Annotated in this window: 4 protein-coding genes and 2 pseudogenes; 1 reads left to right on the forward strand and 5 read right to left on the reverse strand. The window is 43.0% G+C overall.

Annotated elements, in window-relative coordinates:
• Nucleotides 1-717 (forward strand): annotated as a pseudogene (locus O71_RS24255) (hypothetical protein); the annotation flags it as partial.
• A 15-nt stretch (nucleotides 718-732) separates the two neighbouring features.
• On the opposite strand, the gene rpiB reads toward O71_RS24255, so the two are convergent.
• From rpiB to O71_RS25420, 5 genes and pseudogenes are all read right to left on the reverse strand, one after another.
• Nucleotides 733-1,170, reverse strand: a complete 438-nt coding sequence (gene rpiB / locus O71_RS07635; RefSeq protein WP_007655043.1) for a ribose 5-phosphate isomerase B — start codon at nucleotides 1,168-1,170, stop codon at nucleotides 733-735.
• A gap of 4 nt (nucleotides 1,171-1,174) precedes the next feature.
• Nucleotides 1,175-2,017, reverse strand: coding sequence for a twin-arginine translocase subunit TatC (tatC, locus tag O71_RS07640; RefSeq protein ID WP_007655045.1), 843 nt, complete (start codon nucleotides 2,015-2,017; stop codon nucleotides 1,175-1,177).
• A 35-nt stretch (nucleotides 2,018-2,052) separates the two neighbouring features.
• A pseudogene (glyA, locus tag O71_RS07645) lies at nucleotides 2,053-3,326 on the reverse strand (serine hydroxymethyltransferase).
• Between the two features lie 214 nt (nucleotides 3,327-3,540).
• Complete coding sequence (locus tag O71_RS07650; RefSeq protein WP_007655047.1) at nucleotides 3,541-9,492, reverse strand: IPT/TIG domain-containing protein; 5,952 nt, start codon at nucleotides 9,490-9,492, stop codon at nucleotides 3,541-3,543.
• A gap of 746 nt (nucleotides 9,493-10,238) precedes the next feature.
• Complete coding sequence (locus O71_RS25420; RefSeq protein WP_237717760.1) at nucleotides 10,239-12,809, reverse strand: T9SS type A sorting domain-containing protein; 2,571 nt, start codon at nucleotides 12,807-12,809, stop codon at nucleotides 10,239-10,241.
• Between the last annotated feature and the right edge of the window lie 253 nt (nucleotides 12,810-13,062).

Genomic DNA, 13,062 nt, shown 5'->3' on the forward strand with positions numbered 1-13,062 from the left:
GAGATGCACTTGCTGCAACCCTGGCAGTTCGGCATCAACCCGCTGGTTCCGCCGGCTCACCTGGCGCTGGCACTGGCGCTGCCTGCAGGGCTTTTACTGCTTTCGCTGATCAGCACGACCTCACTGCCTCAGCGTCTGGTGTTCCAGGGCAAGTTTCAGCAACTCATGACGGTATGGCTCGTGGTGAGTATTGTGGTGTTGATCACCCGCAACGAGCTATCTGTAGGCTCCTTCGTAATCATACTGCCGCCTATCGCCTATTTCGGCGAATTCCTGTTCACAAGCCGCATGAAGAAATGGATACTAAACCTAATGTTTTTTATCCTATTAGGTGGGGTATTGCTTATTCGTTATCGACAGCCACTGGGTTTAGCTTCTTTTGTGAAGATCGATGACTCGCAGTTATTGCTGCCGAAGGGCGGTGCGAGCGGAACGGTTAGGGGTAACTCTGTTTTGGTGCTGGGTGATGACCTGAGCTATTATGAGCACAATAAACTGGCTACGCCATATTTGAACTGGCAGTTATCACAACGCCACTTTGGCCGACTCGACGAGTACCAGGCTGTGTATGACCTCTATCAGAACTTCCGCCTGGAAAGCCCTGAGTACATCGTAGACCAGGCCGGGCTTATGCCGCAGCTAAAACACAAACTGCCGTCCGTTTTCGAAGGTTATGAACCTACGCAAACAGCGGCAGTTTATAGAAAAGCTCGTTAAGCTGCTACACCTGATTTAGCAAACTGGAATTTTATCTACGCGATTTTGGTGGCGTCCCCCTTCAAATTCTGTCTCCAGGAATACGCGTGTCATATCCGCTGCTACCTCCTGTGACACAAAGCGGGCAGGTATGCAAAGGATGTTGGCATTATTATGCTCACGGGACAGCTTAGCCAGCTCTGTCTGCCAGCAAAGTGCCGCTCTGATCTCCTGGTACTTATTGGCTGTCATGGCCACCCCGTTTCCGCTTCCGCAGATCAGGATACCAAAGTCGGCTTCCTTGTTCACCACAGCTTTCGCCAGTGGATGCACATGATCCGGATAGTCCACTGAAGCATCTGAACCAGGACCAAAGTCTGTCACGTCGTGGCCTGCCGCCTCCAACTGCTGTTTCAGCAGGCTCTTGTATGTAAAGCCGGCGTGGTCTCCGCCGATTGCTATTTTATATCCCATAGTTTTAAGCGTTATTTTCGTTCAGTCTTTTCAAATCGCGCTGAATAATTCCCCTTGATACACTAATACTTACTTCATACAGAATGATCAGCGGAAAAGATATCAACAGCTGACTAATCACATCCGGAGGTGTGATTACCGCAGATACAATCAGGATCACGATAATGGCGTGTCGGCGATACAGCTTCATTATTTCCGGTGAGAGAAGCCCCGCCTTTGTGAAAAAGTACACAATGACCGGCAACTCAAACATAAAGGCACAGGCCAGGCAAAGCGTGGTTAGTGTCGAGATGTAGGAGGACAAGTCAAACTCATTGACGATAGAAGGATCCACCTGATAGCCGGCCAGGAAGTTGATCGAGATGGGAGCTACCACATAATAGCCAAAGAGCAAGCCCATCGCAAACAGTACCGATACCCAGAACACCGCCCCACGTGAGTTTTGCTGTTCCTGCGGGTATAGGCCAGGCTTCACGAAGCGCCAAATCTCCCAAAAAGCATACGGAAAGGCCAAGGCTAAGCCTAGTACCAGCGATACCATGATGTGCATGGAGAACTGGCCGCTCATTTGCCGGCTTTGTATCGTAAAGCCCAAGTCTTCTATACAGAATGCGCTCGATCCAAAATATTGGCTGACCTTACACATCATCTGGTAGCTTAGAAAGTCGGTACGTGACGGAGCTAAGATGATATCGTGAAACACAAAGCCTTTGGCTAGAAAGGCCGCTGTAGCAAACACCAGGATGGAGGCTACTGACCTTATAATGTGCCACCGCAACTCCTCCAAATGGTCCACAAAGGACATCTCCTGCTGCTGTTCCGCTCCCTCGAGGTGTGGTTGGTCCATTAATGATGGCTTATAAATAAATTTTTAGGATAGAATTAGTAAGCAAAAAGTGGATAGTCTTTCATCCAGCTGTTCACTTCTTTGCGCACAGCCTCAATTTTGCTTTCGTTATCGTTATTGGTAAGCACATCGTCCATAAACTCGACGATGCGAGCCATATCGGCTTCTTTAAGCCACGTGTAGTGATAGCAGCTGTACCTACGCGCATACCGGAGGTCACAAACGGTGACTTATCGTCAAATGGTACCATGTTCTTGTTGATGGTGATGTCTGCCTTTACCAATGTGTTCTCTGCCAACTTACCAGTTATACCTTTCGAGCGCAGGTCGATCAGCATCATGTGGTTGTCTGTGCCACCAGAGATGATGTTATAGCCACGCTCCACGAAAGCAGCTGCCATCGCCTGCGCATTCTGCTGCACTTGCTTAATGTAACCCATATAGTCATCTGACAGGGCCTCGTAGTAAGCAACAGCCTTCGCTGCGATCACGTGCTCCAGCGGGCCGCCTTGCGTTCCCGGGAATACGGCACCGTCCAGCAAAGATGACATCATGCGGGTTTCTCCTTTTGGAGTCTTCAGGCCAAACGGATTTTCAAAGTCTTTGCCCATCATGATCATACCACCTCTTGGTCCACGCAGTGTTTTGTGCGTAGTCGTAGTGATGATGTGGCAGTGCTCAAATGGGTTGTTCAGAAGCCCCTTAGCAATCAAGCCGGAAGGGTGGGAGATATCGGCCAGTAATAGTGCGCCTACCTCATCAGCGGCGGCACGCAGTTTTTTATAATCCCAGTCGCGGCTGTAAGCAGAAGCACCACAGATAATCAGCTTCGGCTTCTCACGACGGGCTGTTTCTACTACTTTGTCAAAATCAATCAGACCAGTCTCCTGCTCCACGCCATAGAAGCTAGGCTGGTACAGTTTACCGGAGAAGTTAACAGGCGAGCCATGAGTCAGGTGACCACCGTGTGATAGGTCAAAGCCCAAAATCTTATCTCCTGGCTGCAGTACTGCCAGCATCACAGCTGAGTTAGCCTGCGCTCCTGAGTGAGGCTGCACGTTTACCCAGGTAGCTCCAAAAAGCTCCTTTGCACGATCGATCGCCAGCTGCTCCGACTGATCCACAATTTCGCAACCGCCATAGTAGCGTTTGCCTGGCAGGCCTTCGGCGTACTTGTTGGTCATCACACTGCCCATCGCCTCCATCACCTGATCCGAAACGAAGTTCTCGGACGCGATCAGTTCGATGCCGTGGGTCTGGCGTGCTTTCTCTTTAGCAATCAGGTCAAATATAGCTGTGTCTTTCTGCATGGCTGCTTTGTTTTTATAATCCTTCAAAATTAAAGCTTGCACCTGAATAAACCAATGTTTCAAAAGTTTATCTACGATGCTGCTCAGGTTACTGGATTTAGAGGCTTTAAATTTATTTAGGCTTTAGGCACCTCCATATGCTTCGATCAGTTTCCTTGTAAAGCAAGAAGGCCCGCCAAATTGGCGAGCCTTCTTTATGGTGGTAATGCTCGGATTACTGCTTCATCAGTTTCACCTGCTCCGTCTTACCGTTAAACTCTGTCATCAGGATATAGATGCCTGTTGGCAGGTTGTTGTTCAGGTTCAGAAGGATCGTATTCTCACCTTCTTCGATGTCGTAGCTAAGGTTCTGAACGGCTGAACCATTCATGTTCACGATACGCACATTCAACTTACCTGCTCTGTCGGCATTGTATACCAGCTTAGAGTCAGCGTTGATTGGGTTCGGATACACTCTTGGGCCAACTGCCAGGTTCACTCCGTTAGAAGATACGGCTACTACTTTGCTGTATTCAAATGTACCATCCAGGTCCACCTGCTTCAGTCTGTAGTAACGTGTTCCGTTGAAGTTGCCTTTGTGGTTGAACTGGTAGTCCTGACGAAGCGCAGTCGTATTCACTTTGCTCTTCACCTGGCCTACTGCCTTAAATTCACCTTTCAGGTCTTCCGTCATCTGCACCTCGAAGTAATCATTGTCAAGCTCAGAAGCAGTTGCCCATGTCAGTTGAACACCGTTGCCTTGCTTCGTAGCATTGAAGGCGATGAGTTCTACTGGGAGAGGGGTTACAGAGTTACCTTCAAGAGTTAATATTGCTTCTGTTGCTCCAAGTGGGGCTCTGTGATACATTTCTGCATAATAATAATCACTCTCTTCAGCCATGAATCGTATCCACAGAGTTTTTGGGTCGATAGTACCATCGGCTTTCACTGTAATTGATGTCGCGAAACCTGTTTCAAAAGTGCTTGCCTCGTTTGACTCAGAAACTTCAAACAATGCTACATCACTTGGATTAGCTCCTTTTGGTCTGATGTTAACCGTCATCGATGTTTCTCCAACCATTAAACCTTCAGCTGTGATAGTGTATTCCTTAGCTGCTGATTGTACGCCTGGCTTCTCCATGAAAACAAGTGAACTAGGAGTAACAATAATCTTCGGCTGGATGATGAATACATTCGTTTCACTTGTCGTGTTCATCATTTGGCCTTCCACTTCAGATCGAATTGTTACTTTTCCAGTATCAGCTCCTTTCGGCACTGTCACTTCCAGCTCACTTTTGCTTATCTCTCTATAGCTGGTTGCCATCGCTCCAACGAAGGAGATAGTACCAATCTCGTTCAGGTTGTAACCATTTATGATAATTCGCTCATTGATTCGGGCTGGTGAAGTTGTAGTAATCTCAGTTCTAGGCTCAAAATGATCGAAACCAACAATTAGCGGGCTGGTTACAACGAAGTTTTCTATAGTCGCTTCACCCGCTTTGTTCACTATTCTTAATTGACCTGTAATCGATTTTGCAGGTATCTTGAAAGTGATTTTTGTGGCATCAAAAAGGTCATAGCTGTCTACTGTAGCTTGAATCTGAGTATTATCATGACCAGTGAAATAAACCAGAATACGTCCATTCGTACCATTAGTAGTAACATCGGCCAGGTTTTCACCAGTTAAAGTTACGGTCGCTCCGTACATTCTAGAGGCAGCTTCAATTCCAGTTACTACTGGCACTTTCACTACTCTGAAATCAGTGATGCTTACGCCTGTTGGATTCGCTGTATTCAGGTTAGTCACAGCTATTCTACCATTGTTGGCCCCTGCAGGCACCTTTACTCTGATCCGGTTACTTGTAGCTCCTGACTCGAAGGCCGCGGCTAAAACTTCCTTGTTGTCGCTCGAGTCATTTGCCTTACCTTGGAAAGTCACTTTTTCCGCTTCGTCAAAGAAACTACCGTTGATTGTTACGATTGCTCCCTCAATGTCAGCTGCAGGCGTAAAGCCTGTAATCATGGGCTGTCCGATAACTGTAAAGTCTGTGCTCTGAGCAGAACCGTTTACAGAAGTAACTGTTATTGGACCTGTAGTCGCATCATTAGGAATCTCAACTACTAACCTGTTGTCTCCTGGTGTTACGATTACAGCTTGATTTGCAGCACCAGTAAATGTTACAACTGGGTTTTGCTCCAAAACTTCACCCCGCTCTACATTCCAGTACTTCACAAAATTGGCACCAGTGATTGTAACAGTTCGCACAGGATTCTGAGCTGTATAATCTCTCTTTTGTAAAAAGTCACTAATGATAGGCTTCAGGATAGTGAAGTTAGCTACACCTGTACCACTGTTAGTTTCAATAATCAGAGCTGCCTGACCACTAGTTGGGTTGTCCTTAGCAACTGGTGCAGTGAATGTAAATGTACCTGCTATTTCTTTTTCTACTAATGTCAAGGTATTGACCACATCCCCATTGTAAGTAATGCTCTTTACACCTATTAGGTTATCAGCTGTTACCGTGATCAACTGATTTGTGTAAGCGGGGTTTGGGTTAATTACGATGTTAGAAGGAGCCAATACTGAAAAACGCATCCCTGCACTAATACCGCTTAATGATCTCACAATTATATCACCGGTGCTCGCATTAGTTGGCAATAGGAAAGAGATTTGAGTATCGGTATAGTTCTCAAGTGTCATTTCCATGCCATTCAATGTTACTATTGGAGCAGCATTTCCATAATCCTTTTCTTCCACATTGTAGTATCTGGTGAAGTCTGTACCTGTCAGGATTACTTTTGTTCTACCAGCATAACCCTGATTGTCAGTTTTACCACCTTCGGTTGCAATAGACACAATAACTGGCTCAATTACGGTGTACTCTTCTTCGCTAGTACCTTCACCAGCAGGAGTAGTTAATGTAATTGTTCCCTTGTTAGCATCAAACGGAGCCTTCACTTTTACAATCTGGAAGCCTGTATCTTCATCTTCAATTACATCCGTTGCAGCGATTGTGATGGCTTTGTTGTTGCCATTGAAAGTCACCTTGGTCAGGTTTCTCAGATACATGCCTCTGATCGTTACCTCTTCGTTTGCATAGCTAGAAGTAGGAGTGAAGGTAATTTGCTCTGGCTTCAATACCGTAAAGATATCTTCACCTGTAGTACCAGTGCCACCTGCAGCTGTAACGCTGATGATACCTGTAGTAGCATTAGTCGGCACCAAAACAGTGAACTGCTTTAATGGATTATCATCAGTAGCATTTGGTGCGTTAGTTACCTCGAGGGTTTCAATATCAGCTTCTGCACCATTGAACTCTACTTTTGTAATATTCTCAAAGTTCAAACCTACGATGGTTACCTCGTCACCACCTAAGCCGCGGTCTGGAGTAAACGAAACGATTACTGGAGCCTGGACCACTTCATATTCTTCTGCTGTTGTTAAGGTTAAATCTCCTGGGAAGTTAATCGTGATAACTCCCGTTACAGCACCATTCGGTACAGTAACTGTAAGTGATTTACCATCTGCAGGACGCTGCTTGATTACAGCCTCAATTAGGTCCTCTACTCCTGCAAAAGTTACTGAAGTAGCACCATTTAACAGATAACCTCTAATTACAACGTCAACGCCTGCTTTACCTTTCTTCTCTGCAAAGTCAGTTATCTCTGGCTTCGTGATTACTTCGAAGGGTTCGGCGCTCGTGTCTGATCCTGCGATATTAGTCACCATTACCGATCCGCTTACGGCACCATTTGGTATGGTTACTTTAATTTCAGTATCTGATACTACAGTAAAGGTAGGTGCAGTAACGTTGTCACTGATTACTTCTTCGTCATCACCCACTACATCAGCTTCGCCCAGGAAAACTATATTGTTTACGCCCCTAAAGTTTTCTCCTTTGATTGTGATTTCTGTACCGGCAACTTCTCTCGCAGGACTGAAGGCATTCTCTTTTGCAATGATTGGTGTCTGAATAACAACAAAATCATTTTCTGATGTATCAAACTTATCTCCAACAGTTACCGTGATCTTAGAAGTCACAGCATTCTCTGGTACGCGTACTTTTATTTCAGTATCTGACTCCTCTTCACCTTCTTCTAAAATTGGCTCTGCTTCAATCGAACCAAAAGCAATTTTAGTAGTACCTGTGAAATTGTAACCTTTGATAGTTACCAAATCTCCAACTATACCTCGTTCAGGGGTGAAGGATGTGATAACCGGAGCAATGATTACTTCAAATACAGGAGTGTTCACACTGCCAACTACGTTTTCAATCTTGATCTCACCTGTCTCAGCGCCTTCAGGAACTGTTACATTGATTTCAGAATCAGAAACAAACACGAAATATGCTTCAACACCAGTTGACACCGGAATTTCATCTCCTTCAGATGGTGTTTCTTCTTCATCTGATCCAGTACCCTCTCCTGAGTCTCCTCCAGTTTCAGGAGCAGATTCAGGTGTACCCAGGAAGGTTACTTTGGTCACGCCTGTGAAGAATTTGCCCCTGATGTTAACGACTCTTCCAACTGGCCCTTCTTCTGGAGTCATGCTGATGAATTCCGGCGCCTGTACAATTACGAAATTGTCTTCGCTTACCGTCGTTCCACCCATTTGGGTTTTTACTGACACTTTTGCTGTTTGTGCGCCTGCAGGTACCGTCACTCTAATCTCTGTACCTGAAGCAAGCACCTCAAAACCGCCAGCGTTATCCTCTGTTTTAGGAGCCACGGCTATTTCTCCAAACTTTACTTCAGTAGTGTTTTCGAAATGCTCTCCTCTGATTGTAATCACATCACCAGCTATACCGTACGTTGGCACTAGCAGTGTAATGATTGGCGCAGGCACGAAAGTGAAGACATCTCGGCTTGTTACCGTTTTATCATCAGCTGTTATTAGCATGATAGGACCAGTAACTGCATTGGCCGGCGCTTTTACGATTAACTCTGTGTCACTTGTGAAAGGAACTACTACCCCATCTTTATCATCTGCTGTTCCTTCAGCACCCAGGAACTTCACAGCAGTTACGCTAGACAGGTTTTTACCATAGATCGTGACTTCGGTATCAACGCCACCAATAATTGGCATAAATTCACGCATTGTACCAGCACCATCTACATCTCTTACTATAAATACAGGCGCATTTACATCAAAGTCATTTATGCTTACATCCGTGCCAGCAGGGCTAACAACAGTTATTTTACCTTTGCTTGCACCTAGAGGCACATTTACTTTTATCAAGTCTGGATTACCAAGGATAATCTCGGTTGGCACCGCAGCTATTCCATTAAATAGTACTTGTGTAGCGCCTCTAAAATAAGTACCTCTTAACGTAATTTCTTCACTGATATCGCCTTTTATAGGTGTGAATTGATCTGTAGCAACTGACGCAAACTTCGGTCCAAGCACAATAAAGTTATTAGTGCTTGTTGCTATACCTGATGGCGTTTCTACAATGATTTTCCTACCATTTACAGCTCCTTCGGGTACTGCGGTAGTAATAGTAGTACCTTCTGAATCTACAGCGATGTTGTCAGTAATATCAATACCACCAATATTCACACGGAATGCATCATTGAACAACAAACCGTTTATCTTCACAGATTGTCCGGGAGCACCTTGATCAGTATGGGTTGTTATGGCAGGTCGCTGCGTTATAGCTAATGCATCGAAAAGCACATATGTCTTCAATACTTCTGTTAGCTCAAATTTAACCTGTGTTGCATTACCTGGTATGATAAGGTTTACTCTGTCTACCTTATCGAACGAAGGAGTTGATTCATTCAGAGTCTTAAAGCTGGCAGCTTCTTCATTAGCATCCTTGCTTAGATAGCTTACTCTAAAATTCGCAGTATAATCACTTGTAGAAGCAGTGGCCTTTACACTATAGCTCAATCTATATTTTGTTTCCAAATCGGTATCTATATTTTGAAGATTTATCAAAATAGATGCATTTGTAGATCTAAACTGAGCAGAACCGTTGCTTGTACTCGGAGTTAATTCAGCTCCGTCAGCATTAAGTCCTGTTACAGACCAACCTGTTCCATCATAGTTTCGCCAAGGACCATGATGGTCAATAGGAAGTGTGGCCTGTGCCACCACTGTGGAAGCCAGACCCAGCATAATCACGAACTGCAGGAGCAGTGAACGTATAAGCCGGTCTAAAGGGGGAGTGTAGATTTGCGCCATAGCTAAAAGTTAAGAGTTAATAAATTTTTGTGCAGTTTTAATGCTAAGTTAATTATCACAAAATAAGATAATTTATCTTTTACAATTGCAATATTAACCCCTGTTTTTTTGTCTGATTTTAACTCTTCACCTCTGACTCGCGTTTTTAGCGCATTTAAAGCTATTTTTGAAATGTGCCTTGATTAAGTTATTTGAAAACTTTTCAAGTTTATTTTTTCTCTATTGAATTAAAAGATGTTATATCTTAACTTTTCATTGTTTGCATTAAAATATTATATATAGTATTTGCGTATTATTTAATTTCTAGCTGGAATACAATCTCCGTACTTTTATCGTCTTGAATTTGGTGCAATTACTTATCTAAAGCATTTCAAAATATTAGTTTAAATCAATATAATCATGCATTAATTCAATCATGCAATATTTTGCGGTTTTTAAATAAAATGTCGCAACACAATGCATAAAGAAGCCTTTCAGGTTCCTTTGCTAATAATCAGATTTTACATACAAAATCAGCTATCTGAGAAATTATGCATGCAAAACACTTGTTATATCATGTAATAATTGGAAATTATAGTTTACACTAGACATCTGATTAGGTGATTGTTATAGCGCTACAAAAACCATTTTATGACTTCTCCAAATCACTTACCGTCTCAAAGGAATTTCTTTAAACTCTATTATCACAAATAAAAAGGGACTGCAGAAACCTGCAGCCCCTTCTCTTTATGTAATGTAATAACTTCCTATCGCTTCATCAGTTTGAAGGTATGCTTCATGTCATTGTCAAGCACATGGAGTATATACATGCCTTTCGTTTTTACACTCGCCATATCTACACTAATTGAATTTCCTGCAGTCTCCTCCATACGCTGCTGCAGTACCTTGCCCATCGCATCGAGTAAAACTACCTGCACTGTACGGGCCTCAGAGCCATTCAGCGTTACAACCACCACATCATCAAATGGGTTTGGATATGCTGAAACATTAGCGCTATACCCATCAAGCGCTACAGCTTTAATAGGTGAATAGGAGCTGGTGCCATCGAAGTCTACCTGCTTTAATCTATAGTAGCGTGTACCTGATACAGCTTTGGTATCAATGTAATTATAATATTGTTTCGAAGATGTAGTCCCTAGCTTGCTTTCTACAAAACCAATTACTGTAAAGTCTATTGCGTTGGCAGATACTTGTACTTCAAAACCTTTGTTGTCCAGTTCAGAAGCTGTTACCCAAGTAAGGTTTACACCTTTAGTATGACGTTGTGCTTTGAAGGAAATGAGTTCTACGGGGAGAGGTATAATCTGATCATTCCCTATAAAGAACGTATTTGTCGCACTTATACCTGTTATGCAATTAGCTCCTGGATTCATTACTTGAATCTCTACTCTAACACCATTTAAATCTCCTGGCATAGATTCAAAAGTGAATGTCCTAGATGTTGTTGAGGGAGTCACAATCCATTCGCTGGAGTTCGTTCTACGGTATGACCAAACTAAATCCACAATCAAATCGTCATCAATATTTGATGTGAACCCATAAGTCTCAGGACGTCCTATCACTGGATTAACGGGTTCAACAAGATCTCCTGTCGCTACATTATTATTGGATGCTTGGACAGCAAGTTCTGATGTATAGCTATTACAAGGATTTGATACAGTTACTCTAAGTGTCCCTCTATAAGCTCCATTGGGATAAGTGACTCTTACTTGATTTGTAGTTGCATTAGCTAAAGTTGCAACGGGCATAGGCGCAGATCCATCTGCAGGCGCAGGCACTATTGTCCAAGCATATGTGGCCCCCGTTACACTAGGCACACTATATGTTTCAATTCTTCCTTGACAAACTGTTTGGTTTCCTGCTATAGAATTTGGCTGATTTAAGGAGAAAGTATTGACTACAGCAGTAATTCTTGATGCACTCTCGCAACCAGATGCAATATTTATCCTACTTACAGTATATACTGTACTTACAGATGGTGCAGCAATCACAAGATTTGCAGCTCGACCAATGAAAGTTGTTTCTTCATTAACTGTAGCATACCAATTATAACTTTCACCCAAATTTGCTCCCGTTGCCCTTAACGTAAGTTGATTGCCACATATAGCACCGGTGGCCCCTGTAGGTGCTCCTATATTTCCTCTATCAACTCTGAAATATTTTGGTTTACTCTCACATCCTGTTCCGACAATTCTAGCAGCATATAATCCCTCTTCAGAATTTGCTTTTCTTGATAGGGTAGAACTAGAAATTGGTTGATTATTAGAGGTATTCAATTGTACTAGTGTTGTATCCGTACCTGATATGGTTACACTGTACCATCTATAGTCTCCATCACTACCACCACTTGCTGTATAAATATTTGTCTCATTTCCATTACTATCACATGAGCCCGTAGTCATTACTACATTTGGAGTTGGCAACCCTCCTACGGTTGCAGTTACACGTACTCTACTACTTTCGCACTTTGTTTCACTACTGTATATCGACACATAATAGTCTGTAGTCTGAGGAAGTGATGGTGTTGTATATTGGGCTCCATTTTCATTAAGAATTGCAGTTCCTCCGCTAGCTTGGGTATACCATCGATATATTTCTATTCCATTCTCTGCACCAGATGCCGTTAAGGTTATTGGCACGTTAATAGAGCAACTTCCTTTTGATACTGCTTGTGGTGCAGTGGGAGTACAAGTCTCACTTATTGTTAACCTATCAAAGTATAACTCAGATTGATTACCACCACTTGTTGACAACCTTATCGCAAGATATTGACTGTCAAACTCATCAAGTGCCTTAAACGTTATAGTATGGGCAGCCATGCTCGTTGATGCATTTTTAAGTATTACACCACTACCAAGTACTGAAGCACTACTTGAGCTCCAGTCTATTTCTGATACATTATTCGTATTTGCCGAATTTGCTCTTAAAATAGAAATATTTCCATCACCTCCTTGCTGATGGTTTACTGCACGAGCATTAAATGAAACAGTATATGTAAATCCTTTTTTAATTTTGAATGTTCTACCACTAATAGCAATATAGCCATTATAGGCTTTATTTCCAGTTGCAGTATAAGCCCTTATCCGATTTGATGCTAATTCAATTTGACCAGAAACTGTCTGTATATGGATATTATCCAAGTTATTAAATTCATTTCTTGGATAAATTGTAGTATTCTGCCCAAAACTCTCCCCACTCACCAGCAGGAAAAAGCCTAGCAACAGTAACATAAAAAATTTACTCACCATCGCTGTTCCCAAAGCGTTGGCAGTTGACCGCTGGGTGATGGCGGCGGTTGGATTGTAGATGTGTTTCATAAAAAACTCAAAAAAATTAGAAGATTCTGGTTGGTTAGCGGCTTGATTATTGCCGAAGTATGGGCATAGCAATTCCACCTATACTTTTTACAGTATTTTTTAGAACTCTAGACTTAGAGATCTAACGAGATAGGTATATTTTAACTAGCCATAAGGCAGTATTTGACATACCAACTTATAGAATCACTTTTTACCTATTAAAATATTCGGAAGAATTATTTTGCCTTGAAATATCTAAGTCTAAATCATTATT

This window comes from Pontibacter sp. BAB1700, assembly GCF_000277005.1.
Taxonomy (GTDB): Bacteria; Bacteroidota; Bacteroidia; order Cytophagales; family Hymenobacteraceae; genus Pontibacter; species Pontibacter lucknowensis.

Coding starts and splice junctions, on each gene's coding strand:
- O71_RS25420 (WP_237717760.1), bottom strand. CDS start 12,809: ATGAAACACATCTACAATCCAACCGCCGCCATCACCCAGCGGTCAACT.
- tatC (WP_007655045.1), bottom strand. CDS start 2,017: ATGGACCAACCACACCTCGAGGGAGCGGAACAGCAGCAGGAGATGTCC.
- O71_RS07650 (WP_007655047.1), bottom strand. CDS start 9,492: ATGGCGCAAATCTACACTCCCCCTTTAGACCGGCTTATACGTTCACTG.
- rpiB (WP_007655043.1), bottom strand. CDS start 1,170: ATGGGATATAAAATAGCAATCGGCGGAGACCACGCCGGCTTTACATAC.